Genomic DNA, 23,253 nt, shown 5'->3' on the forward strand with positions numbered 1-23,253 from the left:
CCGCATCCGCGGGTTCGTCCTCGCTAGACGCGCGGCAAGCCGCGCCCGCTGCGGGCGGGCGGTCGCCCTTGCGGTCCGCTGGTCGCGTACCGAACCAGCGCTTCTAATTAGGACGTGATGCTTGGTCGCGGCAGCCAAAGGCCGACCGGCCGTCGCGCCCACTGGCGCGGAAGCCTAAGGGGCCGGATGGCCCCGCCGGCGCTTGAGGCCAACCAAACTACGCCGCTTCCGCCTCGATAAACTCCGGAAAGAAGCTCGGGGCCTGACTCGACCAGCCGGGCGCGGTGGCGGCGGCTTCGCTTAAGCTCTGCAGCAGGATCTTGCGGCGTTCGGGGCGGATGTCGGGCAGGGCGGCGGCGCCGACGAAGGCGCTGGGCAGCCAGGGGCGCACATCGGCGCCGAGCAGGCGTTCGTAGAGGAAACGGAAGGCAGAGAAGCCTTCGAGCTTGTCCTGGCCGAGATCGAAGGTCGCGACATGGATCAGCGTGCCGAGAAACAGGTCGAGCCGGTCGCCCGGGCCGACATGTGCGAGCTGTTCGCGCAGCGCCTTGAGATCCTGGTAAGCGACATACTGGCTGCGGATGGCGATGTTCTCTTCGGCGTCGCGTGCCCACACCTTGAAGGCGTCGCAGCGGCCGAGGCCGATATCGAGGCTGCGGCGGATGTAGCGCTGTTCGCACGGCGTGAAATTCGCAAACTCGCGCATTTCCGCGATGCTGAGCGACTGGATGCCGGTGGTAGCCATGATCGAGTTCCCTTGTTGCAGGGGAACTGTCGCGCAAGATGGTTAACAACGCGTTATACGCATGGCGCATTGTTTGCCGGGCGCACGAAAAAGGCCGCCCCCTAAGGAGCGGCCCGTTCTAGCGCAATGGCCGGTTGGCGTCAGACCTTGTCGCCCATCGCGCCCTTGGCTTCGCCCTTCACCGATTGCGCGCGGCCCTTGTTTTCCTGCGCCACGCCTTCTGCCCGCGTTTCGGGATCGAAAGACTGCTGCTTCACCTTGCCTGCGGCCTTGTTGGCGGCGCCTTTGGCTTTGTCTTTAAGTTCGCCCATGATCGTGCTCCTGTCTTCGGGGGAGCCGCATCGCGCCTTGGGGAAGCCGGAAGCGGCAGGTCGTCGTATGATCGACCTGCTAATTCAATGTTTTAGATCACTGGCCGTTCCTGCTCTAGCGACAAGATGGGTCTGCAATGCGACGATCAGATCAAACCGGCAAGCGGGCTGGAAGGATCGGCATATTTCCGCGTTGCCATGCGGCCGGCAAGATAGGCCTCGCGCCCGGATTCCACCGCCAGTTTCATCGCCCGCGCCATGCGCGGCGGATCTTTCGCTTCGGCGATGGCCGTGTTCATCAGCACGCCATCGCAGCCCAGTTCCATCGCAACGGCGGCATCGCTGGCCGTGCCGACCCCGGCATCGACCAGCACCGGCACACTGGCGCCTTCCACAATCAGCCGGATGGTCACGCGGTTCTGGATACCGAGCCCCGAACCAATCGGCGCGCCCAACGGCATGATCGCGACGGCTCCAGCATCTTCGAGCTGCTTCGCCGCAATGGGATCGTCGGTGCAGTAGACCATCGGGTGGAAGCCCTCTTTCGCCAGCACTTCGCAGGCGCGGATGGTTTCGACCATGTTGGGGTAGAGCGTGCGCGCTTCGCCCAGCACCTCGAGTTTCACGAGGTCCCAGCCGCCCGCCTCGCGCGCCAGCCGCAGGGTGCGGATGGCGTCGTCTGCGGTGAAACAGCCGGCGGTGTTGGGCAGGTAGGTGACCTTTTTGGGGTCAATGTAGTCGGTCAGCATCGGCGCCTTGGGATCGCTGACATTGACCCGCCGCACCGCCACTGTGACGATTTCCGCTCCCGCAGCTTCGACGGCGGCGGCGTTCTGTTCGAAATCCTTGTATTTGCCGGTGCCGACGATCAGGCGTGAGCGGAAGGTTTGCCCCGCGACGGTCCACGTATCGCTTTCGCCGCGTCCTGCTCCGTCTTCGCCCCCGCCGACGAAGTGCACGATCTCCAGCACGTCGCCTTCGCTGAGAGCAATATCCTCCAGCTGCGAACGCGGCGCGATGGCGCCATTGTGCTCGACAGCCACCTTGGTCGGTTCGAGGTCGAGCTCGCGCACGAGCGCGGCGATGGTGGCGGCGGAGGTGCGGCGGGTGTCGCCGTTGACGGTGAGTGTCAGCTGGTCGCTCATGGCGAGCGAGATAGCGTTCAATGCGCGCGACGCAAGTTGAGGATATGGCCGATCGAGACCAGCACGACGCCGATGATGGTGAGAACGGCCTCCTGCAGTCCGTGCGGCGCGGCGAGCGCTCCGCCCATGAAGGTGAGGCCGACCATGGCCACGACGAAAGGCGTGCGCTGGCGATGGCGCAAGGCGCCCCAGCCGATGGCCACGCCCGCGATCACCACCGCGAGGGCGAGACCCCAGCGGTGAATTTCCGGCGCGAGCAGCCACTGCCCGCCGAGGCCAAGTGTCGCGACGACGGCGATGCTGGCGAGGCAATGCACCAGGCACAGGCTCGACAGCACGATGCCCGCGCGGTCGAGGCGCGCGCGCAGCGATGGCTGGGACGAGGACGGCGGATGACTCACGGCGCTCCATCTATGTGATGATGTATCTTTTCGCAAGCTCTGTTGCGCGCAAACCGCCTTGAAACCTGCACCGCGCGCGACCATTGGAGAGCGCATGGCGACTTTGTCCCAAGTTCCCCCGGTCTCGCGGAAAGCCCGCGCCGCGCCGATGGCGCTGGCCCGTTGGCTGTGGGTCGTTGCCGGCCTGGTCGTGACGATCGTCGCAATAGGCGGGATCACCCGGCTGACGGAAAGCGGCCTTTCGATCACGCATTGGAGCGTGGTGTCCGGCATCCTCCCGCCGCTGTCCGAAAGCGCCTGGCAGGCCGAGTTCGACCTTTATCGCCAGACCGGAGAATATCGCCTCGAGAGCGGGCCGGCCGGAATGGACCTGGCCGCTTTCAAGTTCATTTATTTCTGGGAATGGTTTCACCGCATCCTGGGGCGGGTGATCGGCCTCGCTTTCCTGCTGCCGATGATGTGGTTCTGGATCAGGGGCATGATCCCGGCGGGCTACAGGGGGCGGCTGCTCGCCCTCTTCGCGCTGATCTGCGGGCAGGGTGCGCTCGGCTGGTACATGGTCGCCTCAGGTGTCGGGACCGACCTGACCGATGTCAGCCATTTCCGGCTATCGGCACATTTGTTGACTGCGCTTTTCCTGCTTGCGGGGCTGGTCTGGACCGCGCTCGACTTGCGGCGACTGGCGCGCGTGCCCGATGCGCGGCCTGCGCGCTTCACCGGCGTCGCGTGGATGGCTTCGATCATCCTCTTCATCCAGATCCTGCTCGGCGCATGGGTCGCCGGGCTCAATGCCGGGCATGCGTCTTACAGCTGGCCGATGATGAATGGCGGGCTCCTGCCGCAGCCCGATCTCACCAGGGGATGGCTGTGGGCACTGACGCACGATCCCTTCCTGCTGCATTTCCTCCACCGCTGGTGGGCGTGGGTCGCTGTGATTGCGCTCGTCGTCCTGGCGCGCAAGGTCCGCCCGTTCGACCGCCGTGCGTCGATCGCGGTGCATTCCGCCTTCGGAACCATGGTCGTGCTCGGCATCGCGACGGTGCTGAGCGAAGTCTCGCTATGGATCGCGGTCGCGCACCAGCTTACCGGCGCGCTGCTGGTGATCTCGACCGCTTGGGCGGCGCATGCCATCGGCACGGCGCGCAAGACCGAGGCCGCATGAGCGCGCTGATCTACGCGCCCTTCCCCGACCGGGAAACCGCCCGGCAGGTCGCCACGCAATTGCTCGACGAAAAGCTGATCGCCTGCGCCAACCTGCTGGGCGCGATGGAATCGCTCTACGAGTGGAACGGCGAGCGCGGGAGCGGCGAGGAAATCGCCGTGCTGATGAAGACGGAAGCCAGCGTGCTGGACGCTGCGGTCGCCCGTCTCGAAAGCCTGCATCCTTACGATACGCCCGCCGTGCTCGGGTGGAAATGCGATGCGGCAGGCGCGGCGACCACGGCCTGGCTTGGTGCGCTCAGGCCCGCCCAATAGCACACGGTATTATTTTACCTCTCCGCAAACCCGCATGAATGCTTGACCTTCAGCGCGTTTGCGACCATTTGCCGCGCCCTGAGCGATGCCTCGCAAGAGGATTCGCGCACCCACGCCGCGGCTCCGGCCCCGGCAGCACGAACACTAAGGAACGAGATCAGCCATGAAGGCTCTTACGAAGACCACCCGGTCGATCAAACCGGCCGAGGTCGAAAAGAAGTGGCACCTGATTGACGCCGAAGGCCTGGTCGTCGGTCGCCTCGCAGCGATCGTCGCCAGCATCCTGCGCGGCAAGCACAAGCCCAGCTTCACCCCGCATGTCGATTGCGGCGACCATGTCATCATCCTCAATGCCGACAAGGTGAAGTTCACCGGCAACAAGATGACCGACAAGGTCTATTACAAGCACACCGGCCACCCCGGCGGCATCAAGGAAACGACCCCGGCCAAGGTGCTGGAAGGCCGCTTCCCCGAGCGTGTGATCGAAAAGGCCATCCAGCGCATGATTCCGCGCGGTCCGCTGGGCCGCGACCAGATGCGCGCCCTGCACATCTATGCCGGCACCGAGCATCCGCATGACGGCCAGAAGCCCGAAGTGCTCGACGTCGCTTCCATGAATCGCAAGAACAAGGTCTCCGCGTAATGGCTGACAAGAAGAAGACCGAAGAGCAGGCGGCCGACACCCCGGCAACCGAGACTCCGGAAACCGAAGCTCCCAAGGCGGAAGACGCCAAGGCCGGCGCCAAGGAAGAGGCGAAGGCTGGCGAAAAGCCTGCCGCAGAAGCTCCGGCTGAAAAAGCCGAGGCAAAGTCCGAGGAAAAGGCGGACGAGAAAGCCGAAGAGAAGAAGACCGACAGCGTCTCCGATCTCGCCGATCTCGGCAATATCGCCGGTGACGCGCCCGAGGGCGATGCCGCCGCGATCGCTGCCAGCACCGCGCCGCTGCGCGAGCAGGAGCTCGACAAGGAAGGCCGCGCCTACGCCACGGGTCGTCGTAAAGACGCCGTCGCCCGCGTCTGGATCAAACCGGGCAAGGGCAAGGTCACCGTTAACGGCAAGGAGCAGGAAGTCTATTTCGCGCGCCCGACGTTGCGTCTGATCATCGACCAGCCCTTCACCATCACCGAGCGCCAGGGCCAGTACGACGTCGTCGCCACCGTCCGCGGCGGCGGTCTCTCGGGGCAGGCAGGGGCGGTGAAGCACGGCATCAGCCAGGCATTGAGCAAGTACGAGCCGGAACTGCGCAGCACGATCAAGGCTGCCGGCTTCCTGACCCGCGACAGCCGCGTGGTCGAGCGCAAGAAGTACGGTCGCGCCAAGGCACGCCGCAGCTTCCAGTTCTCGAAACGCTAAGTCTTCGGGCTGCCGAACATCACGAAGGGCGGTCCTGTCGGGCCGCCCTTTTTGATTCAAGCCGGGTCGGGAAACCTAGTGAACCGGCGGATCGGTGCGCGGGACCTGCCGTACGGGAGCAACCGGTTCTCCCGGTCGGCGTGGCGGGGTCGCATCTTCGGGCACGTCCTCGATCATCATGTCGCGGCTCTCGATATCGTCGAGATTGCGCACCCGCACGGTCAGTTCGCTGCCATTCCAGCGCAATTCGTTGAAGCTGGGCGGGGTCGAGCGGGTCCGCTTCGACAAGGTGCCCGCGCCTATCATGCGCACCGGCCCGCGATCGGTCTGCTCGACGATGTCGAAGGCATCATGGACATGGCCGCTGATGACCGCCGCCACCGGGCGCGTCGCCAGTTCGCGCAGCGCCTTCGTGCCGTTGCGTGTCAGCGCCGTGCCTTCGGTGCCGACTTCGCGCAGCGGATGGTGTACCGCTACCAGCGCCTGCGTGCCTGGCGGAAGCGCGTCCACCGCGGCGAGGCACTTGTCGAGCGCCGTCTGCGTCACCCAGCCCTTCGACCAGTTCAGTCGCGGCTGCGCCCGGACCGCGGTTTTGAGCGGAACGATCGCAATGTCCGGCAGGTCGATCTCCTTCTCCACCAAGTCCTGCATCCCGCGAAACCGGCGATAAGGGTCGAAGAACCGCTCGATAGGGTTGAAATAGGGCATGTCGTGATTGCCCACCTCGACCGTGACGGGCACGCCAAGACCCCTGATCCACTTTGTGGCGGCGTCGAATTCACGGTGGCGGGCGCGCATGGTCAGGTCGCCGGTAATGGCGACGGCATCGGGGCGAAGCTCGGCGATCTCCTGCTGCACCCAATCGAGCGCCTGGTTGTCCTCAAGCCCGAAGTGGATATCGGACAGGTGGAATATGAGTGCGTCGGTCATGCGCGCGGTCCAAGCAGCGTCACCCCCAGCGGCGCAAGCGAAAATCGCTCTTCCGGCTGGCCTTCGAACCGCTCCCCGTCGATCATCAGCTCGATGCCGTCATCCCGGGTGGACTGAAAGAGCACCTCTCTTGCAGTGCCAAGATCGTCATGCGGTCCGTCGCGGAAATTGCGTCCGATAATGGCCGCACCTTGCCGCACGAATTCGTCGAGACCTTCGATGCGATAGGCGCGCACCTGCATACCGGCTTCGGTAAGCGAGAGCAGGATACCGGCATAGCCCGACGCGCGCCCCAGTTCCGGTTCGGTGATGCGGACAAGCGGCCCGTTGCGGCTGTTGTCGATAGCATCGATCGATTCGGCCGCAGCCGCGAGGATATCGCCGTCGCGCATGTCCTCGCGCACTTCGGCCCAGCGCGCGCCCGGCCCCGCCAGCACTTCGGCCAGCGCGATCCAGTCGCGCCCTTCGATACATTCGGGCATGCGCGGCACCAATGCCCCGCTGGCCAGCTTCGCCATGATGGCGGCGCTGTCGCATTCGGACCACCAGCGTTTGCACAGCAGGTTGGAGGTGCCGCCCGGCAACGGCAGGATCGATCCATCCCAGCCCCGCAATTGTCCGACAATCGAGTTCATCGTCCCGTCGCCGCCGTGGACGGCCACCAGGTCGAAGCCCTCGGCAGTTACGTAGTCCCGCAGGTCCAGGGTTGCTTCACTGCAGTCGAGGACCTGGCTCGAAGCGATCCCGGCCGCTGCAAAGCCGTCGAGAAGATCGCGTTCCACGCCCTCCGAATGGCTGCCGCTCCGGCGATTGATAACCAGCAAAGCGTTTGAAAATCCGGTCATTACCGGCGTTTACTCTCGCGGCGGGGCGGTGTCGCCACCTTAATTCGTCACTTGCGGCGCGAGAGGATCATCCACGCCGCGATCCCGTTGCAGGCGGAATAGAAGCCATAGGCCCAACCGGACATCGGAAATCCCATCCGGGCAAGCGACAGCGCGGCGGCGAGGATGAGGAATTCCAGCGCCATCGCGATTCGCCTGCCACCTTTGGTCGCAAGCCACGGCACGTCCTGCAGCACCGGGTGGCCGCTCCGCATGACGGCGCTGTGCATCGCGAAATTGGCGATCCCGAGCATGAAGACGATGACGATCAACATGCCTGTAGTCTGCCGGAATTGTTCGTCGATTGCCAATGGCCTTTGGTCCGGGATTTCGCGCTTTTGGTCCCGGGCCCAGCCCGTTTGTCGTTTCGATTACGCATGTAGTCGGATTGGCCGTGCAGCGCGTTGCCAGCGCGCGTATTTCAAACCTCGCGAACGGCATCCCCCCTCGAACAGGCCGTCGCAGACGGAGGAATACACATGAAGACCCCCATCCTTGCCCTTGCAGCGACCGCTTCCCTGTTGACCGGTGCCCCCGCGCTGGCCGGCAGTGCCAACGCTGACGCCATGGTCGTGACCTATGCCGATCTCGACCTCAACACCACCGCCGGCCAGAAGACGCTCGAATCGCGCATCGATGCCGCGGCGAAGAAATACTGCTCGGTCGGCGTGCACACGACCGGCACCCGCATCACCGCCTCGAAGGCGAAAGGCTGCATTCGCGAAGTGAAACGCCTCGCCAAGCGGCAATTCGCCCAGGTGATGGACGAAACCCGCTTGGGTGGCTGACGCGACCCCAGCTACCCGGAGGCTGCAACCCTAACAGGTTCAGTCACGGAGCCCCGAGCCGGACGCAGTCCCCCGGCTCGGGGTTTTTATGTGGGGCGGGCGGATCGCTTTAGACGCTGGGCTAGGTGGCGGGGTTTCGAGTTTTTGTTTTTCGCACGCCCATCCGGGCGCGCGGTTTCCTCGCTCAAGGGGTCCTGCGGACCTAATCGCTGCGGGCGCGCAGTCGCGCTTGCGGTCGGCTGTGCAGGTGGCGCTTCGCGCCGTCTGCGCCTTCGGCTTCGACTCCGCCGACCGTGCTCCGCCACACAGTAGTTAGCCTGTTCGAGCGAAAGTCCTTGGTTTGGTCGCGGAGCACCGGGCCGGCGGAGGCCAGGCAAGGGCGACCGCCCGCCCCGCAGGTGCCCGACCGAAGGGAGGACCAGCACCGAGGACGCACCCACGGATGCGGGTGCGAAAAGCAAAAAACAAGGGCGCTTCAGCGCCCGGCCATCGCCTTGACCTTGGGCAGATAGGTCCGCCCGATCCGCAGCGCTTCGCCGTCTTCCAGTTCGACCGACCACACGCCGAGGCCGTCGTGGCGCAGGCCGCGGATGCCGTCCTTGCGCAGGATCGTGGAGCGGTGGATGCGGATGAATTCAGCTGGGTCGAGCCGTTCTTCGAGGCCCGCGATGGTCTGCAGCAGCAGGTAGGTGCGATCGCCGACATAGAGGCGGACGTAATCGCGCTCGGCATCGATGCGCGAGACCTGGCTTGTCTCGATCCGGATCAATTCGCTGCGGTGCGGGACCCAGAGCTCCTGCAGCCACTCGCTTTCCTTCTCCGGACGAGCCTCGCCGCGCCGCGCAATGGCGCGCTCGATCGCGCGCTCGAGCCGGTCCTGCGCGACGGGCTTCAACACGTAATCGATTGCTTCGAGGTCGAAGGCCTCGACCGCGAAATGATCGTGCGCCGTCACGAAGATCACCGCCGGCGGAGCGTCCAGCCTGCCGAGCTTGCGCGCGACCGCGAGCCCGTCGAGGCCGGGCATCGTCATGTCGAGCAGGACAAGATCGGGCGTCAGCGCATCGACCAGCCGCAGCGCCGCTTCGCCGTCGCTGGCGGTGCCGACCACATTGAGCTTGGGCAGCTTGGCGCAGATCACCTGCATGCGCTCGACCGCGAGCGGTTCGTCATCGACGATCAGCGTGCGCAGCGATACATCCTTGTCATCGCTCATGATGCGGCCTTTCTCTCGAGCGGCAGACGCAATTCGGTGACATAGCCGTCTTCGACCGGGCCTGCCGTGATGGTGGCATCGCGCCCGAACCGCGCTTCGATGCGGTCCTTCACATTGGCCAGACCGATGCCGAAGCCGGGCTTGGTGCCTTTCGGAACGCCCGGGCCATCGTCGGCCACGCGGATCACCAGCCGGTCGAATTCCTCGTCCGCGCTGACGGTGATGGTGACCGGGCGATTGACCGGCGCAACGCCGTATTTGACGGCATTTTCCACCAACGGCTGCAGGATCATGCCGGGCACGCGGCAATTTTCCAGCGCCGGCGGCAGGATGAAGTCGATCTTCAACCGCTCGGGGAAGCGCAATTGCTCGATCTCGAGATAATGCCGCTGCAGTTCGAACTCGTCCGCCAGTTGCACGTCTGCGGTGGTGTCGTCGGCGAGGCTGTGGCGATAGAAACGCGACATCGCCTGGATCATTTCCTCGGCCCGTTCGGCCTTGCCGGTCATCACCAGCGAGGACAGCGAATTGAGCGTGTTGAACAGAAAGTGCGGATTGACCTGGTAGCGCAGGCTGCGGAGCTCGGCCGCCTTGGCCGCACTGCGGAAACGCTCGCCGCGCCGTTCGGCCGCGCGCGCCTGCGCCCCGGCCAGCATGGCGAGATAGAGCGCCGCCCAGGTCAGCAGCAGGTAATAGCGGCTCAGCGAAGCATCGACGAGCGGGAGCCAGCGGGCATAGCCCTCCTTCGCCTCTTCGAGCGTGAAGGTGTAGACCGGCGCATCCCGGTCTTCGGCGGCATCTTTGTCGCGGGTCACTTTCCAGTCGCGCGGCTGGGGAATTTCAACCAGCAGATTGCCCGCCTCGTCGCGGCGCAGGCTCACGCCGCGCTCTTCGGCGAATTTGTTGTACATCCGCTCCTGGATTTCGGCGAACATCAGCTGGTTGAACTGCGCGATCATCACCGCCCCGGGGAAGGCCACGATCAGCGCGATCACGATCTTGAGCCAGGTCTTGCTGGCATCGAACAGCCGCAGCACCAGCCAGATGACGAAGGTGACGGCCACGCCCACCAGGCAGACGGCGGTGCGGCGCAGCAGCAGGTCGGCGTCGAATTCCATGCCAACCAGGGCGCCGCGGGCCGTGATGAGCAGGAAATAGACCGCCCACAGGCCGACGATCGAACCGACGACATAGCGCAGCGGAAGGCGCACGGCGGACGGATGCGAAGAAGTTTCGTTTGCAATCATATTGTCAGCCTGCCTCTAGGCCCAAACGGCCTGTCGAGGCCAGCACCGTAGTCGACGCGATTCTGCCGCTGGTCGAGCGAGATGGCGCGCTCGACGGCCCTGCGCCGTTAGCCGTCGGCCAGCAGCTTTTCGTCGGCTATCCGCTGCTTCCACTTGGCAGGGGCAAGCGTGTGGACGTTGTTTCCTTGGCTGTCGACGGCCACCGTCACCGGCATGTCCTTGACGGTGAATTCGTAGATCGCCTCCATTCCGAGGTCTTCGAAGCCGACGACCCTGGATTCCTTGATCGCGCGCGCCACGAGGTAAGCCGCGCCGCCCGTCGCCATGAGGTAGGCGACCTTGTAGCGGCTGATCACTTCCACCGCGTCATGGCCGCGTTCGGCCTTGCCGATCATCGCCAGCAGGCCGAGGTCGAGCATCATCTCGGTGAATTTGTCCATCCGCGTAGCGGTGGTCGGGCCGGCGGGGCCGACGACTTCGCCCATCACCGGATCGACCGGGCCGACGTAATAAATCGCGCGGCCCTTGAAATCGACCGGCAGCTCTTCGCCCTTGTCGAGCATGTCCTGGATGCGCTTGTGGGCAGCATCGCGCCCGGTCAGCATCTTGCCCGAGAGCAGCAGCCGGTCGCCATGCTCCCAGCTATTGACCTCTTCCTGCGTCAGGTTGTCGAGATCGACGCGCTTTGCAGCGCTGTCGGGCTGCCAGTCGACCTTGGGCCATTGGTCGAGATCGGGCTGTTCGAGGTAGGCCGGGCCGGAGCCATCGAGCGTGAAATGGGCGTGGCGCGTGGCGGCGCAATTGGGGATCATCCCGACAGGCTTACCTGCCGCATGGCAGGGCGCGTCGAGAATCTTCACGTCGAGCACAGTCGACAGCCCGCCCAGTCCCTGCGCCCCGATCCCCTGGGCGTTGACCGCATCGAAAATGTCGATCCGCAATTGCTCGAGATCGTTCTGCGCCCCGCGCTGCTTGAGCTGGCCCATGTCGATCGGCTCCATCAGGCTCAGCTTGGCGAGCCGCATGCAATGTTCTGCCGTGCCACCGATGCCGATGCCCAGCATGCCCGGCGGACACCAGCCCGCGCCCATGCTGGGCAGCTGTTCGACCACCCAGTCGACGATATTGTCGCTGGGATTCATCATCTTGAACTTGGACTTGTTCTCGCTGCCGCCGCCCTTGGCCGCGACGTCGATCTCCACCATGCGGCCCGGCACCATCTCGACCGACAGCACACACGGCGTGTTGTCGCGGGTGTTGCGGCGGGTGAACGCCGGATCGGCGAGGATCGAGGCGCGCAGCTTGTTGTCAGGATGATTGTAGGCGCGGCGCACGCCTTCATCGACGACATCCTGCAGGCTCCGCCTAGAGACGAGCCGGCAGTCCTGCCCCCATTTCACGAACACGTTGACGATGCCGGTGTCCTGGCAGATCGGTCGATGCCCCTCGGCGCACATGCGGCTGTTGGTAAGGATTTGTGCGATCGCATCCTTCGCCGCCGGGCCCTGCTCCGCCTCGTAGGCATCGCCCAGGGCGCGGATGTAATCCATCGGGTGATAGTAGGAGATATATTGCAGCGCGTCGGCGACGCTTTCGATGAGATCGTCTTCGCGTATCGTGGTCATGTCGCTCATCGAAGCGATACTCCTTCTCGTAGAACCGGCGTCCCCATAGGCCCGCGAGCCGCTACCCGTCAAAAGGCAAAGACGGCATTCGCAGCCGCATAAGCGCTTGGCCTGTTCGGGCCATATCGGTAAGGGGGAATTGACGAACTGTATTGTCGGTGTAATACAGCTACAGGATTTCCCATGATCGATACTGCCACCCGCCCCATCGACTATGCCGCCGCCCGTCGCGCGATGATCGACAGCCAGCTGCGCACCAGCGGCGTCAATTCGACCGCTGTGCTGGCTCGGATGCTGTCCGTACCGCGCGAGGATCACGTGCCCGCGAGCGCCAGGGGCCATTGCTACATGGACCGCGCGATCGCGCTCGATAATGGCGGCACGCTGGCACAGCCGGTCTCGCACGGCAAGATGCTGAGCGAAGCGCGGCCGAACCTCGAAGACAGCGCGCTGATCGTCGAGAACGGCTCGGGCTACCTCGCGGCGCTGGTCGAACCGATGGTGGCGAAGCTGGACACTGTTTCGGCCGAAGATGCCGCAACGGGCAAGAAGCGCGGCAGCTACAGCCTGATCCTGATCGACGGCGCGATCGAAGCCTGCCCTGCGGCCCTGGCCAAGCGGCTCGACGAGAACGGTCGCATGGTCACTGGCCTGATCGAAGACGGCGTGACCCGCCTCGCGATCGGCAAGCGGCAGGGCAAGGACATGGCATTCCTCCCGGTCGCCGACGTTGCGCTACCGCGCCTCCCGGCTTTCGATAGCCCGAAAGGCTGGAGCTTCTGACCATGAAACGTCTCGGGAGGTATCCTGCCCTGCTGTGCGGAGCGTCGCTGCTGGCGGCGAGTCCGGCGCAGGCCGATACCCTGCGCGAGGCGCTGGTCGAGGCCTACCAGACCAATCCCACACTGCAGGCCGCCCGCGCCAACCAGCGCGCCGAGGACGAGAACCCCAATATCCAGCGCGCGCAGGGCCTGCCCAGTGTCACCGCCACCGCGCAATATATCGAATTCCTCAAAACCTCGCCCAACAGCTTCACCGCCCCTACCCGCACACTGCAGGTCGGTCCCGATCTGACGGTGCCGCTCTATGCCGGCGGCGCGGTCAAGAATTCGGTCCGGGCGGCTAAGGAACGCGTCGCGGCAGGGCAGGCCAGCCTGCGCGGGACCGAATCGGCCATTTTCAGCCAGGTCGTCGCCGCATACATGGATGTCCTCCGCGCTCAGGCGCTGGTCGGGCTCAACCTCAATCAGGTGCAGGTGCTGACGATCAACCTCGAAGCGACCAGCGACCGCTTCGAGATCGGCGACCTGACCCGCACCGATGTCGCGCAATCGCAATCGCGGCTGGCGCTGGCCCGCGGCGATCTTCGCAATGCAGAAGCCAATTTGATCCAAGCCCGCGAGTCCTATGCGCAACTGGTCGGCTCGGGCCCGGACGATCTGCAGCCGCCACCGCCGCTACCCAATTTGCCGGACGACCCGATCGTCGCGGTCGAAACCGCGCTCGAAAGCAATCCCGATCTCCTAGCCGCGCGCGAGCGGGCGCAGGCGGCGGGCTTCGATACCGAAGTCGCCGGTTCGGGCCGCCTGCCGACGGTCGGCCTGTTTGCAGGCGGCGACTATACCGACTATTTCGGCACCCTCGCGAGCGGCGTCACCGGCGTGTCGCAGAGCGAAACTACCGCCAATGCCGGGATCCGCCTCACCGTCCCGATCTTCCAGGGCGGACTTCCCGCGGCGCGCCAACGCCAGGCGGCGGCGCGCGAGACGGCTGCGCTCGAACAGGTGATCCAGGCCGAGCGCGAAGTGATCGCCACCACACGAGCGGCTTTCTCCAGCTACGAGGCTTCGCTCGCGGTCATCGAAAGCTCGCAGCTCGCGGTCCAGGCGGCCGAACTCAGCCTCGAGGGCGTGCGCGCGGAAAATTCGATCGGCAACCGCACCATCCTCGACGTGCTCAACGCCGAGCAGGAACTCCTGCAGGCCCGCGCGCAGCTGGTGACGGCGCGGCGCAACGCCTATGTCGCCGGCTTCACCCTGCTGGCCGCCATGGGCAGGGCGGAGGCGCGCGATCTCGGCCTCGAAGGCGGCGTGCTCTACGATCCGGTCACCAATTATGAGCGAGTCGACGGCCGTATCTGGGACTGGGACCGCGATCCCACACCTGCCGCGCAATCGACCAGAACCGTTGACATTCCGCCCGCAAATGCGGATGTCCCGGGTGACGTCACGGCTTCGGACGACCCGCAACCGTAGCGCTTAAGGGGGTTTGCAGCATGCGCCAGCAAGGCGAGGCTTCGGTCGAAGAAATTCTCGAATCGATCAAGAAAGTGATTGCACGCGACAATCGTGCGGGCGCTATGGAAGCGCGTCGTCGTCGCGAAAGCGAAGCTGCGGCCGACGATATGCCGGAACCCGTCGACGACGACGAAGCCGAAGAAGTGCTCGAACTCGGAACCGACGCCATGGTCGAGGACGTGACGTCGGAAGTCGGCGATCATGCCGAGGACTCGCTGCTCGGCGATGCCGTGCGAGACGCCATGCGCGACAATCTTGCCACGTTGGCGATGCTCGCCGAACCCGGTGCCAGGCCGCAGATCGTCCGCTCGGGAGAGACCTCGCTCGAAGGCATGGTGCGCGACATGCTGCGCCCGATGCTGGCCGAATGGCTGGAAAAGAACCTGCCCGGCATGGTCGAGGATATGGTCCGTAACGAGATCGCCCGTATCGCCGGCAAGCGCGGCTGACTTTCACGAACATTCGAAAGACCTTGCGCCCGCGCACCGAGCGCGTATCCCTGCGCGCCATGAACCGATATCTCGCGACCGCGGCGGCCTGTGGCCTTCTCGCAACTGCCATCGCCGCAACTGGCGCCCCGCTCCACGCCCAGGATAGTCCCGCGCCGATACCGGCCATGGAGACGGCGGAGCCGATGACGGCGCGCGACCTCGTCACCATGCCGCGCCTTGGCGCGCCGACAGTAACGGGTGACGGGCGCTATGCCGTCTTCGCAATTACCGTCACCGATGACGAGACGCTCAAGCGTACGAGCGAATTGCACCTGCGCGACCTGACCGATCTCGATGCAGCGACCACAAAGCTCGACCTCCTCGGATCGGCGCGGTCCGCCGCGTTCGGCCCTGACAACTGGCTGTATTTCCTGTCGGACCGCGAAGGCGCCGGGACGGGAAGCAAGGCGGGATCAGTGCAGGTCTGGCGCGCTTCGCTGGAAGCGGACGGAAGCGTCAAGGGGCCGCTGCCCGTCACCGATTTCGGTACCGACGTCGATGGCTTCTCGCTTTCGCCCGCAGGCGATGCGATTGCCGTGTGGGCGGAGATCGCCCGCGATTGCCCGCGCTTCGGCTGCGACGGCGATGGCACTGCGCACCTGCCCAGCCCCGGCAATGGCAGGCTCTACGACGGCGCCGACGGCTTTTATCGCCACTGGGATACATGGGAGACGCCGGGCACCTTCAGCCGCGTCTTCGTGTTCGGGCTGGAGAACGGCAAGACGGTCGGTGACGGCAAAGCGCTCGACGGGCCGCCGGGCGATGGCGCATCCATCACCGGCGACACGCCGACCAAGCCGTTCGGCGGCGGCGAGGATATCGCGTGGGCCGCCGACGGTTCGGCCATCTATTTCGTCGCCCGCAAGGCCGATGGCGACGAACCGACATCGACCAATCTCGACATCTATCGCTCCGATCTCGACGGCGGCGCACCCGAGAACCTGACCGCAGGCAATCTCGCCACCGACACGTCGCCCGTACCCTCGCCCGACGGCAGGTATCTCGCCTATCTCGCAATGGCGCGACCGGGTTACGAATCCGACAAGCTCACCGTCATGCTGCGCGATCTTGCCAGCGGGGAGAGCCGCGCGCTTACTCCCGACTACGACCGCAGTTTCCATTCGCTCGCGTGGACGCCCGATTCGCGCTGGCTCGTCGCGACCGCACAGGATGTGCTCGACACGCCTGCCTTCCGGATCGATCCGCAGACCGGCGCGGTCGAGAAGCTCGACCTGATGGCCGGCAACGAAGCGCATATTGCCAATGTCATGCCGCTGCCGGGCGAGCGCCTGCTCTTCGCCCGCGATTCGATCGGCTCGCCGTCGCACCTCTTCCTCTCCGACGGCTGGCAGCAGGCCAAGCCGCTGGTCCTGGTGGGCGGACCCGAGGTCGGAGCCATGGCTTCGGTGCAGACCACGCGCTTCAGCTTCGCCGGTGCGGGCGGCGACACGGTGTGGGGCCAGATCACCAAGCTCGAAGGGGCCGACGGGCCTATGCCGGCAATCCTCTACATTCACGGCGGCCCGCAAGGCTCGTTCAACGATGGCTGGTCGAGCCGCTGGAACCCGCGGGTGCTGGCGAGCCAGGGCTATGCGGTGATCTCGGTCGATTTCCACGGGTCGACCGGATACGGGCAGGCCTTTACCGACAGCATCAACAGGGACTGGGGCGGCAAGCCGTTGGAGGACTTGCAGAAAGGCCTCGCCGCCGCGCTCGCACGCGACCCGCAGATCGACGGCAACCGTGCCTGTGCAATGGGGGCGAGCTATGGCGGCTACATGGTCAACTGGATCGCCGGCAACTGGCCAGACCGGTTCAAGTGTCTCGTCCAGCACGACGGGCTCTTCGACATGCGCAGTTTCTACTACACCACGGAAGAGCTGTGGTTTCCGCGCTGGGATTTCGGCGGCTCCTACGCCGAAGCCGTAGAAACCTACGAGCGCTGGAACCCCGTCAATTACGTAAACAATTGGCAGACCCCGATGCTGGTGGTCGCCGGCGAGCGCGATTTTCGCGTGCCCTATACGCAGGGGCTTGCCAGCTTCACTGCGCTACAGGAACGCGACATTCCATCGCAGCTGCTGGTGTTCCCGGACGAGAACCACTGGGTGCTCGGCGGGAAGAACTCACTGCAATGGCACGAGACGGTGTTCGCCTGGCTCGATCGCTGGCTGAAGGAGGACGGCGAGGCAGGCGAATGACGTCGGAAAAGAAGCTCGACAAGGCGCGCCGCGCGCTGCGCTCGATCGCGGGCGAGCGGGTCGAGCGCCATATCTTTCTTTGCGCGCTGAGCGAGAAGCAGAAATGCTGCAAGCTCGACGAGGGCGAGCGGGCCTGGAAATATCTCAAGAGCCGCATGAAGGAACTGGGGCTGCCCAAGGCGGGGGTGGCCCAGCGCACGAAGGCCGATTGCCTACAAGTCTGCGCCGCCGGGCCGGTGGCGGTCGTTTATCCCGACCAGGTCTGGTATCACTCCTGCAACGAAGACGTGCTCGAGCGGATTATCCAGCAGCACCTGATCGGCGGTGAGCCGGTGGAGGAGTTCAGGCTCCGCAGCCCTGTCTAATCGTCGTTGCGCGGCAGGCGGTTGTCGACCGACTCATCGTGTCCGGTACCGTTCGACAGGAACACCAGACCCATCAGCGCGCTCATCAGCATCATCGAAAAGCCGATCCCCAACGCGACGGCAATAAAGAAATGCGGTGAGACCATGCCATTCTGCGCATAAAGCAGCGCCAGCGCGATAATCACCACGCCGACAGTCGCCAGCATCATGAAACGCATCAGCCGCTTGTAGCGCGCCCACGCAAAAGCCGCCTTGTCCGGATCTTCGAGCGGGGACTTGGGAAGCATGATACGATCCTGATACAGCGGGCTGCGCCGGGCTGCGCGTGGTAAATGCCCCGACTCGCCAAACTTGCCCTTTCATGGCATGTTCCGCACCAGCGAAAAAGGAGGCCCGCCATGGAAGTCGCACATCTCATCGAGAGGCGCGCCGCAGCTGATGTCATAACCTGCGATGCCCATCAACCTGTCCGAGAGGCCATAGCGCTGCTTGCGAGCAAGCGTATCGGGGCCGTGCCGGTCATGGAGAACGGCAGCATCGCCGGGATTTTCTCCGAACGCGACGTGATCTACCGCATGGCCGAGGAAGGCACGTCCTGCCTCGACAAGCTGGTCGGCCAGGTCATGACCGCGCCCGCCATCACGGTCGAGAAATCCACCAAGGTCGACGAGGCGCTGGCGCTGATGACGAAGCGCCGCATCCGCCATTTGCCGGTGACTGACAACGGCGCGTTCGCGGGGTTCGTTTCCATCGGCGACCTCGTCAAAAGCCGGATCGACGAGGTTGAAAACGAAGCGCAGGCGATGCGCGATTATATCCAGCACGCTTGAGCGGGGCCGGGCGCATCCCTACATTGCTGTAATGAGCGAAACGCTGACCCCCGCTGCCGAAAAAATTCCGGCGCTGACAGAAGCCGCCGCCGCGCGCGTGCGCTGGATTGCGGAAAAGCAGGGCAAACCGGCGATCCTGCGCCTCGCGGTCGAAGGCGGCGGATGCTCGGGCTTCCAGTACAAGTTCGAACTGGCCGATGCGCCCGAGGATGACGATCTGCAAAGCGAGACGGAAGGCGTCGCGCTAGTTGTCGATCCGGTCAGCCTCGAGCTGGTCGAAGGCAGCACGGTCGATTTCGTCGAATCGCTCGGCGGGGCAGCGTTCCAGGTTACCAACCCGCAGGCCGCCGCGGGATGCGGCTGCGGATCCTCTTTCGGGATCTGAATTCCAATTTTCCGTTCGCCCTGAGCTTGTCGAAGGGCCGTACTTTCTTTTAGCGCAGTACCCGAAGGTACGAGCATGGCTTCGACAACCCCGGATCGGGTCCGGGGCCGAACCGTCCCGGGGGTGAGAGCGTGAGAATTGCCACTTTCAATATCAACGGCATCAAGGCCCGCCTGCCGCGCCTCATCGAATGGCTCGAGGAAACGCGGCCGACGGTCGCCTGCCTTCAGGAAATCAAGAGCCAGGACGACGGCTTTCCCGCCGACGAATTCGAGAAGATCGGCTATCACGCCATCTGGCACGGGCAGAAAAGCTTCAACGGCGTCGCCATCCTGGCCGACGGGGTGAAGCCGGAAGAGACCCAGCGCGGACTCGGCGTGGACGGGCCCAAGGAAGGCGAGGGCGAGCAGGCGCGTTATCTCGAGGCCCACGTGAACGGCGTGCGCATCGCTTGCCTTTACCTGCCCAACGGCAATCCGCATCCCGGGCCAAAATTCGACTACAAGCTCGCTTGGATGGAAAAGCTGCGCGCCCGCATGCGCGAATTGTGGCAGAGCGAACAGCCGACGATCGTCACCGGCGATTTCAACGTCATCCCGCATGACGACGATGTCTGGTCGCCCAAGGCGATGCAGGACGATGCGCTGATGCAGCCGGAATCGCGCGATGCCTACCAGCGTCAGCTGGCCGACGGCTGGACCGATGCGGTCCGCACACTCAACCCGCGCGGCGGCGTGTGGACCTTTTGGGATTACCAGCGCGGTGCCTGGCAGCGCGACCACGGCTTCCGCATCGACCATTGCCTGCTGTCGCCCGAACTGGCCGATCGCCTGACCGCAGTCGGCGTCGACAAGGACTATCGCGGCCGCGAGAAGGCCAGCGATCACACGCCGGTCTGGGTCGAACTTGCCGACGGCTGACGACGGGCAATAGAAAACCCCTCCGCATCCCGTCGGACACGAAGAGGTTCCCTGCGACCCTGTCCTGCCGGAGCGTGTCCGGGCAGGGCGGGCTGACTGATTCGACAATCAGCGGTAGAAGATGTGCGTCTTGATCGTGGCGCGCGGCTGCTTGCGATAGCTCCAACGCGGCTTGACGTAATTGGCGTGGAAATAGAGCGAATCCTGCGCTTCGCTCTCCCACAGGCCTTCATGCGCGATGCGCGCGATCTTTTTGGCCTGCTTCCACGCGCTTGAGCCACGCTTGATCCGCGGCATCGTGCCGTTCTTCACGAAAGAAAACTGCGCGCGCTGGTAGACGACGCCGCAATAATCCGACGGGAAGACATTCGATTCGGCGCGGTTGATGACGACCTGCGCCACCGCGAGCTGGCCGTTGAGCGGCTCGCCGCGCGATTCGAAGTAGATGGCGCCGGCGAGGCATTCCATCTGGCGCGAAAGCTCCTGCGGAGCGGAAATCTCGGAAATGAGGTCGCGCAGCGAGTTGGCCTCGGGGGCACTGTCTTCCTGCGCGGGCGCTGCTTCGGTTTCGGGAAGCGGCTGAACCACTTCTTCGGCCACGAAAACCGGAACGGTTTCTTCGACCAGCGCCTGTTCTATCGGCTGGCTGGCTTCGCTGGCCTGCGCATTGGCGCCCGACAGCTCGGCACTTACAGCGGTAATCACCATGCTTGCGGCAACGGCCACCAGCGTGAAGTGAGAAGTCTTGCGGCTCATCAATCTCAAATCTTACGGCGGTGAGCGAACCAGACGCAGGCGGGAACCGAGGGAGGAATTAAGCGTATTAGCTTTACGGTTCTGAACGGACCTGCCGGTCGCCCCCCGTCTGCGCGCTCATCGCACGCGGCAGGAGTGCCGCGTGGATTGCCTACGCCAATTTCGGGAGTGCCGCGCAGATAGGCGGGTTGACGTTTAGGTCAAGCTAACCGGGCAGATTTGCGATGAACTGTGCCCCGTCCGCGATATCCGCTTCGAGAATCCAGACATCACTGTCCTGCCGCTTCCTGCGGTCGAGATATTCGCTGAATTCCCCCAGTTTTTCAGGGTCTTGCTCTTTCGAAAGCGTCCAGGCGCGCGATCCGTCGAGCTGGGGCATTCTTTCGTAAAGTTGCGCGGAATGGCCATTCTGTGTCGCAACCAGCAAGATGGTTCCGGCGTCGCGCTCGCCTTTGGCAAGCACGGTAGCGAAACCGCCTCCGGCTTCGACAAGGCGGATAATCGCGGCGATTTCGAGATGGGCAGGGAGCCGCGAATCGCCCATGTCAGCCTTCCGGGGAATATCCCGGCAATCCTGCCAGCGGGATATGCGAGCGCATGAACGTGCCGGTCCCGCGTCCGATCTCTTCGCCCTCCGCATCGACCAGCCGCGCTTCCGCGACGAAGACCCGCCGCTTGCCGCTGACCCAGCGCCCTTCGGCCACGACCTCCCCCATACGCACCGGCTTGGTGAAATGCAGGTTGAACGATGTCGTCAGTAGGAAGCGGTCGGTCACCAGCGTGTTGGCGGCATAGAAAGCCGCATCGTCGAGCATCTTGAAATAGATCGTGCCATGCGCCGCGCCGGCCGCGTGATAGGTCTGCTCGGTCACCTGGAAGGTGATGCGCGAGCGCCCCCGCTCTTCGATCGCCAGCGCGGATTCGAACAGATGGTTGACGGGAGCGGCGGTGTAAAGACGCTCGAGCGCGCGGTAATGCAGGTCCGCCCCGGGGGTCTGCTCAGGCTGCGTCACGATCCGCCGCGTTGGTAATCAGCGCGTAGAGCGCTTCGGCATCGGGCGCTTCGGTCAGCAGGCGATGCGACTCCTCGTCGCGCACCAGCCGTGAAATCGCCGCCAGCGCGTGCAAATGCGTTGCTCCTGCATTGCTGGGCGACAGCAAGCCGAAGACCAGGTCGACCGGCATGCCGTCGGCGGCCGCGAAATCGCAAGCCGCGTCGAGCCGCAGCAGGACCGCCAGCGGGCGCGAGATCGTATCGAGGCGGGCATGCGGAATCGCCACGCCGCGCCCGAAACCCGTACTGCCCAGTTTCTCGCGCTCTTCCAGCGCATCGAGCACGCCGCCAGCGTCGAGATCGTAGATCCGCGCGAAATGATCGGCCAGCAGCGACAGGACCTCGCCCTTGGTGTCGGCAGATGCGCTGGCGACGGCTTCGGGCGGGAAAGAGAAAAGCGCATTCATGGTGAAACTCGGGGGTATTTCCAGCACTCGACAGGTTTCGGACCGCGCGGACAGACAAGCGACGAACGCCCGCGATCAGGCGCTGCTCGATACCGATGTGGTCCCTCTCAGTGCGGTTCGACCCAGCCGATCGATCCGTCACGGCGGCGATAGACCATATTATGTCGGCCCGTTCCAGCGTTTTTGAAGAACATCGCGTTTGTGTCACGCAAGTCCAGCATCATGACCGCATCCGCTACGGAAGCCTCGGGAATATCGGTTTTCGTTTCCGCCACGACCAGCGGGGCCTCGCCGCCGTCCTCGTCCTCGATCTCGTCGGAATCGGATGCCGCGAAGATCGTATAGGCCGCTTCCTCTTCCTTGAGCGCATGGGCGGCCTGTTCGTGCCGGTCTTGCAGCCGGCGCTTGTAGCGCCGCAATTGCTTGTCGAGCTTTTCCGCCGCCTGGTCGAGCGCCTGGTGCGCGTCATGCGCCTCGCCATGGGCCTTGAGCACGAGCCCCTGCATGACATGGGTCACGATGTCGCAGGCAAAAGCCCCGGCAGGCGCCTTGCCGAACGTAACGTGTGAAGAAATCGCCCGGCTGAAATACTTTTCGACGATGGCATTCAACCGGTCGGAGGCGTGGTCCTGCAGCGCGCTGCCGGTTTCGATCTGGTGGCCTGAAACGCGAATATCCATCGGCGACACTCTCCTGTTGTCTTGGGGGCATTGCTCACACGAGCGACGGCTGTATCAATTGTTCCAGAGCGGGGACTCGATCCCTTCGAGGAACACTTTGTGTCGGGCCAGTTCCTCCGCACTGGCCGCATGGGGACGGGGTGTGCGAAACGCTCGTGCGACCGTTTCCGGCTTCCACGCAGCTTCGGACGGGTCGGTGTCGGCGGCTTCCGGATCGAGGCCGAGCCCAATCTGCCTGCCGCCGAGCAATTCGACATAGACCTGGGCCAGCAACTCGGCATCGAGCAGCGCGCCGTGCTTGACCCGGTGGCTGCGATCGACGCCGTAGCGGCTGCACAGCGCATCGAGCGACACCTTGGCGCCGGGGTGCTTCTTGCGCGCGATCTGGACGGTATCGACCATGCGATCCAAGCTGATTGCCTCGCGCTCGATCAGCTCCAGCTCGGTGTTGAGAAAGCCGAAATCGAACCCGGCATTGTGTGCCACCAGCGGCGCATCGCCGAGGAATTCGAGCAGCGCATCCGCCGTGTCGCGAAACAGCGGCTTGTCGGACAGGAAGGCGGCGGACAGTCCGTGTACTTCCTCTGCCGCCGGCGGCATGTCGCGTTCCGGATTGTAATAGGCATGGAAGGTCTCGCCGGTCGGGACCCGGTTCATCAGTTCCACGCAGCCGATTTCAACCATCCGGTCCCCTGTCTTGGGGTCGAGGCCGGTGGTTTCGGTATCGAACACGATTTCACGCATTG

30 protein-coding genes are annotated in these 23,253 nt (G+C 64.6%); 13 read left to right on the forward strand and 17 right to left on the reverse strand.

The window, feature by feature from the left end; all coding sequences use genetic code 11:
- Nucleotides 1-217: 217 nt before the first annotated feature.
- The 4 genes from EL2594_RS12620 to EL2594_RS12635 form a co-directional block, all read right to left on the reverse strand.
- Nucleotides 218-745: a hypothetical protein gene (locus tag EL2594_RS12620; RefSeq protein ID WP_011415480.1), complete on the reverse strand. Its 528-nt coding sequence runs from the start codon at nt 743-745 to the stop codon at nt 218-220.
- A gap of 140 nt (nt 746-885) precedes the next feature.
- Entirely contained in the window at nt 886-1,056 is a 171-nt protein-coding gene (locus EL2594_RS12625) for a hypothetical protein (protein WP_011415481.1), read from the reverse strand.
- Between the two features lie 146 nt (nt 1,057-1,202).
- A complete protein-coding gene (gene thiS / locus EL2594_RS12630) occupies nt 1,203-2,201 on the reverse strand; it encodes a sulfur carrier protein ThiS (RefSeq protein ID WP_011415482.1) in 999 nt (332 codons plus the stop codon).
- Between the two features lie 17 nt (nt 2,202-2,218).
- Nucleotides 2,219-2,602, reverse strand: coding sequence for a MerC domain-containing protein (locus EL2594_RS12635; protein ID WP_011415483.1), 384 nt, complete (start codon nt 2,600-2,602; stop codon nt 2,219-2,221).
- 94 nt (nt 2,603-2,696) lie between these two features.
- On the opposite strand from EL2594_RS12635, the gene EL2594_RS12640 reads away from it, so the two are divergent.
- The 4 genes from EL2594_RS12640 to rpsI all read left to right on the forward strand — a co-directional run bounded on the left by EL2594_RS12640 (nt 2,697) and on the right by rpsI (nt 5,431).
- Nucleotides 2,697-3,764, forward strand: a complete 1,068-nt coding sequence (locus tag EL2594_RS12640) for a COX15/CtaA family protein (RefSeq protein ID WP_041685345.1) — start codon at nt 2,697-2,699, stop codon at nt 3,762-3,764.
- Entirely contained in the window at nt 3,761-4,078 is a 318-nt protein-coding gene (cutA, locus tag EL2594_RS12645; protein ID WP_011415485.1) for a divalent-cation tolerance protein CutA, read from the forward strand. Before EL2594_RS12640 ends, cutA begins: the two co-directional genes overlap by 4 nt.
- 163 nt (nt 4,079-4,241) lie before the next feature.
- Nucleotides 4,242-4,721 carry a 50S ribosomal protein L13 gene (gene rplM / locus EL2594_RS12650; RefSeq protein ID WP_011415486.1) on the forward strand — a complete coding sequence of 160 codons (480 nt, stop codon included), beginning with the start codon at nt 4,242-4,244 and terminating at the stop codon, nt 4,719-4,721.
- A gap of 242 nt (nt 4,722-4,963) precedes the next feature.
- Nucleotides 4,964-5,431, forward strand: coding sequence for a 30S ribosomal protein S9 (gene rpsI, locus EL2594_RS12655; protein WP_081432356.1), 468 nt, complete (start codon nt 4,964-4,966; stop codon nt 5,429-5,431).
- Between the two features lie 75 nt (nt 5,432-5,506).
- Here the strand turns inward: rpsI and EL2594_RS12660 are convergent, their stop codons facing one another.
- The 3 genes from EL2594_RS12660 to EL2594_RS12670 are packed head-to-tail and all read right to left on the reverse strand — an operon-like array spanning nt 5,507 to nt 7,520.
- Entirely contained in the window at nt 5,507-6,361 is an 855-nt protein-coding gene (locus EL2594_RS12660; protein ID WP_011415488.1) for a metallophosphoesterase family protein, read from the reverse strand.
- Nucleotides 6,358-7,206, reverse strand: coding sequence for a diacylglycerol kinase family protein (locus tag EL2594_RS12665; RefSeq protein ID WP_011415489.1), 849 nt, complete (start codon nt 7,204-7,206; stop codon nt 6,358-6,360). The genes EL2594_RS12660 and EL2594_RS12665 overlap by 4 nt, the downstream gene beginning before the upstream one ends.
- 47 nt (nt 7,207-7,253) lie before the next feature.
- Nucleotides 7,254-7,520 carry a hypothetical protein gene (locus EL2594_RS12670; RefSeq protein ID WP_011415490.1) on the reverse strand — a complete coding sequence of 89 codons (267 nt, stop codon included), beginning with the start codon at nt 7,518-7,520 and terminating at the stop codon, nt 7,254-7,256.
- A 204-nt stretch (nt 7,521-7,724) separates the two neighbouring features.
- Here EL2594_RS12670 and EL2594_RS12675 point away from each other — a divergent pair, with 204 nt between their 5' ends.
- Complete coding sequence (locus EL2594_RS12675; protein WP_011415491.1) at nt 7,725-8,033, forward strand: UrcA family protein; 309 nt, start codon at nt 7,725-7,727, stop codon at nt 8,031-8,033.
- Nucleotides 8,034-8,508: 475 nt separating this feature from the next.
- On the opposite strand, the gene EL2594_RS12680 is transcribed toward EL2594_RS12675, so the two are convergent.
- From EL2594_RS12680 to EL2594_RS12690, 3 genes are all read right to left on the reverse strand, one after another.
- Nucleotides 8,509-9,249: a LytR/AlgR family response regulator transcription factor gene (locus EL2594_RS12680; protein WP_011415493.1), complete on the reverse strand. Its 741-nt coding sequence runs from the start codon at nt 9,247-9,249 to the stop codon at nt 8,509-8,511.
- The gene (locus EL2594_RS12685; protein WP_041686079.1) at nt 9,246-10,460 is read right to left on the reverse strand and encodes a sensor histidine kinase; all 1,215 of its coding nucleotides are present in this window, start codon (nt 10,458-10,460) and stop codon (nt 9,246-9,248) included. Before EL2594_RS12685 ends, EL2594_RS12680 begins: the two co-directional genes overlap by 4 nt.
- A 143-nt stretch (nt 10,461-10,603) precedes the next feature.
- On the reverse strand, nt 10,604-12,130 hold the full coding sequence (locus tag EL2594_RS12690) for a fumarate hydratase (RefSeq protein WP_011415495.1): 1,527 nt from the start codon (nt 12,128-12,130) through the stop codon (nt 10,604-10,606).
- 174 nt (nt 12,131-12,304) lie between these two features.
- Here EL2594_RS12690 and EL2594_RS12695 point away from each other — a divergent pair, with 174 nt between their 5' ends.
- Genes EL2594_RS12695 through EL2594_RS12715 form a run of 5 tightly spaced genes read left to right on the forward strand, consistent with a single transcriptional unit; the run spans nt 12,305 to nt 17,475 of the window.
- Nucleotides 12,305-12,904, forward strand: a complete 600-nt coding sequence (locus EL2594_RS12695; RefSeq protein ID WP_011415496.1) for a protein-L-isoaspartate O-methyltransferase family protein — start codon at nt 12,305-12,307, stop codon at nt 12,902-12,904.
- A 2-nt stretch (nt 12,905-12,906) separates the two neighbouring features.
- The gene (locus EL2594_RS12700) at nt 12,907-14,376 is read left to right on the forward strand and encodes a TolC family outer membrane protein (protein WP_011415497.1); all 1,470 of its coding nucleotides are present in this window, start codon (nt 12,907-12,909) and stop codon (nt 14,374-14,376) included.
- A 20-nt stretch (nt 14,377-14,396) separates the two neighbouring features.
- A complete protein-coding gene (locus EL2594_RS12705; RefSeq protein ID WP_011415498.1) occupies nt 14,397-14,867 on the forward strand; it encodes a DUF2497 domain-containing protein in 471 nt (156 codons plus the stop codon).
- A 59-nt stretch (nt 14,868-14,926) separates the two neighbouring features.
- On the forward strand, nt 14,927-17,110 hold the full coding sequence (locus EL2594_RS12710) for an alpha/beta hydrolase family protein (protein ID WP_233994278.1): 2,184 nt from the start codon (nt 14,927-14,929) through the stop codon (nt 17,108-17,110).
- Complete coding sequence (locus tag EL2594_RS12715) at nt 17,107-17,475, forward strand: (2Fe-2S) ferredoxin domain-containing protein (RefSeq protein WP_011415500.1); 369 nt, start codon at nt 17,107-17,109, stop codon at nt 17,473-17,475. Before EL2594_RS12710 ends, EL2594_RS12715 begins: the two co-directional genes overlap by 4 nt.
- Here EL2594_RS12715 and EL2594_RS12720 read toward each other — a convergent pair.
- Nucleotides 17,472-17,762: a hypothetical protein gene (locus EL2594_RS12720; protein WP_011415501.1), complete on the reverse strand. Its 291-nt coding sequence runs from the start codon at nt 17,760-17,762 to the stop codon at nt 17,472-17,474. The two genes, EL2594_RS12715 and EL2594_RS12720, sit on opposite strands and share 4 nt — an antisense overlap.
- Before the next feature lie 111 nt (nt 17,763-17,873).
- On the opposite strand from EL2594_RS12720, the gene EL2594_RS12725 reads away from it, so the two are divergent.
- The 3 genes from EL2594_RS12725 (at nt 17,874) to xth (ending at nt 19,610) form a co-directional block, all read left to right on the forward strand.
- Complete coding sequence (locus tag EL2594_RS12725; protein WP_011415502.1) at nt 17,874-18,305, forward strand: CBS domain-containing protein; 432 nt, start codon at nt 17,874-17,876, stop codon at nt 18,303-18,305.
- A 31-nt stretch (nt 18,306-18,336) separates the two neighbouring features.
- The gene (locus EL2594_RS12730; protein ID WP_011415503.1) at nt 18,337-18,690 is read left to right on the forward strand and encodes a HesB/IscA family protein; all 354 of its coding nucleotides are present in this window, start codon (nt 18,337-18,339) and stop codon (nt 18,688-18,690) included.
- A gap of 131 nt (nt 18,691-18,821) precedes the next feature.
- Nucleotides 18,822-19,610, forward strand: coding sequence for an exodeoxyribonuclease III (gene xth, locus EL2594_RS12735; protein WP_011415504.1), 789 nt, complete (start codon nt 18,822-18,824; stop codon nt 19,608-19,610).
- 108 nt (nt 19,611-19,718) lie between these two features.
- On the opposite strand, the gene EL2594_RS12740 is transcribed toward xth, so the two are convergent.
- The 6 genes from EL2594_RS12740 to dnaQ form a co-directional block, all read right to left on the reverse strand.
- Entirely contained in the window at nt 19,719-20,366 is a 648-nt protein-coding gene (locus EL2594_RS12740; protein ID WP_011415505.1) for a cell wall hydrolase, read from the reverse strand.
- Nucleotides 20,367-20,571: 205 nt separating this feature from the next.
- Nucleotides 20,572-20,910 (reverse strand): DUF1491 family protein, encoded by a 339-nt coding sequence (locus tag EL2594_RS12745; protein ID WP_011415506.1) that lies wholly within the window; start codon nt 20,908-20,910, stop codon nt 20,572-20,574.
- 1 nt (nt 20,911) lies between these two features.
- Entirely contained in the window at nt 20,912-21,379 is a 468-nt protein-coding gene (locus EL2594_RS12750; RefSeq protein ID WP_011415507.1) for a PaaI family thioesterase, read from the reverse strand.
- Nucleotides 21,366-21,827, reverse strand: coding sequence for a PTS sugar transporter subunit IIA (locus EL2594_RS12755; RefSeq protein WP_011415508.1), 462 nt, complete (start codon nt 21,825-21,827; stop codon nt 21,366-21,368). Before EL2594_RS12755 ends, EL2594_RS12750 begins: the two co-directional genes overlap by 14 nt.
- Before the next feature lie 107 nt (nt 21,828-21,934).
- On the reverse strand, nt 21,935-22,507 hold the full coding sequence (gene hpf, locus EL2594_RS12760) for a ribosome hibernation-promoting factor, HPF/YfiA family (protein WP_011415509.1): 573 nt from the start codon (nt 22,505-22,507) through the stop codon (nt 21,935-21,937).
- A 54-nt stretch (nt 22,508-22,561) separates the two neighbouring features.
- Nucleotides 22,562-23,251, reverse strand: coding sequence for a DNA polymerase III subunit epsilon (gene dnaQ / locus EL2594_RS12765; RefSeq protein ID WP_011415510.1), 690 nt, complete (start codon nt 23,249-23,251; stop codon nt 22,562-22,564).
- Nucleotides 23,252-23,253: the final 2 nt, after the last annotated feature.

Origin of the sequence: Erythrobacter litoralis HTCC2594, from assembly GCF_000013005.1 — a bacterium.
In the GTDB taxonomy this organism is placed as follows: domain Bacteria; phylum Pseudomonadota; class Alphaproteobacteria; order Sphingomonadales; family Sphingomonadaceae; genus Parerythrobacter; species Parerythrobacter litoralis_A.

Coding starts and splice junctions, on each gene's coding strand:
- EL2594_RS12620 (WP_011415480.1), bottom strand. CDS start 745: ATGGCTACCACCGGCATCCAGTCGCTCAGCATCGCGGAAATGCGCGAG.
- EL2594_RS12625 (WP_011415481.1), bottom strand. CDS start 1,056: ATGGGCGAACTTAAAGACAAAGCCAAAGGCGCCGCCAACAAGGCCGCA.
- thiS (WP_011415482.1), bottom strand. CDS start 2,201: ATGAGCGACCAGCTGACACTCACCGTCAACGGCGACACCCGCCGCACC.
- EL2594_RS12640 (WP_041685345.1), top strand. CDS start 2,697: ATGGCGACTTTGTCCCAAGTTCCCCCGGTCTCGCGGAAAGCCCGCGCC.
- cutA (WP_011415485.1), top strand. CDS start 3,761: ATGAGCGCGCTGATCTACGCGCCCTTCCCCGACCGGGAAACCGCCCGG.
- rplM (WP_011415486.1), top strand. CDS start 4,242: ATGAAGGCTCTTACGAAGACCACCCGGTCGATCAAACCGGCCGAGGTC.
- EL2594_RS12660 (WP_011415488.1), bottom strand. CDS start 6,361: ATGACCGACGCACTCATATTCCACCTGTCCGATATCCACTTCGGGCTT.
- EL2594_RS12665 (WP_011415489.1), bottom strand. CDS start 7,206: ATGACCGGATTTTCAAACGCTTTGCTGGTTATCAATCGCCGGAGCGGC.
- EL2594_RS12670 (WP_011415490.1), bottom strand. CDS start 7,520: ATGTTGATCGTCATCGTCTTCATGCTCGGGATCGCCAATTTCGCGATG.
- EL2594_RS12675 (WP_011415491.1), top strand. CDS start 7,725: ATGAAGACCCCCATCCTTGCCCTTGCAGCGACCGCTTCCCTGTTGACC.
- EL2594_RS12680 (WP_011415493.1), bottom strand. CDS start 9,249: ATGAGCGATGACAAGGATGTATCGCTGCGCACGCTGATCGTCGATGAC.
- EL2594_RS12690 (WP_011415495.1), bottom strand. CDS start 12,130: ATGAGCGACATGACCACGATACGCGAAGACGATCTCATCGAAAGCGTC.
- EL2594_RS12695 (WP_011415496.1), top strand. CDS start 12,305: ATGATCGATACTGCCACCCGCCCCATCGACTATGCCGCCGCCCGTCGC.
- EL2594_RS12700 (WP_011415497.1), top strand. CDS start 12,907: ATGAAACGTCTCGGGAGGTATCCTGCCCTGCTGTGCGGAGCGTCGCTG.
- EL2594_RS12705 (WP_011415498.1), top strand. CDS start 14,397: ATGCGCCAGCAAGGCGAGGCTTCGGTCGAAGAAATTCTCGAATCGATC.
- EL2594_RS12710 (WP_233994278.1), top strand. CDS start 14,927: ATGAACCGATATCTCGCGACCGCGGCGGCCTGTGGCCTTCTCGCAACT.
- EL2594_RS12715 (WP_011415500.1), top strand. CDS start 17,107: ATGACGTCGGAAAAGAAGCTCGACAAGGCGCGCCGCGCGCTGCGCTCG.
- EL2594_RS12720 (WP_011415501.1), bottom strand. CDS start 17,762: ATGCTTCCCAAGTCCCCGCTCGAAGATCCGGACAAGGCGGCTTTTGCG.
- EL2594_RS12725 (WP_011415502.1), top strand. CDS start 17,874: ATGGAAGTCGCACATCTCATCGAGAGGCGCGCCGCAGCTGATGTCATA.
- EL2594_RS12730 (WP_011415503.1), top strand. CDS start 18,337: ATGAGCGAAACGCTGACCCCCGCTGCCGAAAAAATTCCGGCGCTGACA.
- EL2594_RS12740 (WP_011415505.1), bottom strand. CDS start 20,366: ATGAGCCGCAAGACTTCTCACTTCACGCTGGTGGCCGTTGCCGCAAGC.
- EL2594_RS12745 (WP_011415506.1), bottom strand. CDS start 20,910: ATGGGCGATTCGCGGCTCCCTGCCCATCTCGAAATCGCCGCGATTATC.
- EL2594_RS12755 (WP_011415508.1), bottom strand. CDS start 21,827: ATGAATGCGCTTTTCTCTTTCCCGCCCGAAGCCGTCGCCAGCGCATCT.
- hpf (WP_011415509.1), bottom strand. CDS start 22,507: ATGGATATTCGCGTTTCAGGCCACCAGATCGAAACCGGCAGCGCGCTG.
- dnaQ (WP_011415510.1), bottom strand. CDS start 23,251: ATGCGTGAAATCGTGTTCGATACCGAAACCACCGGCCTCGACCCCAAG.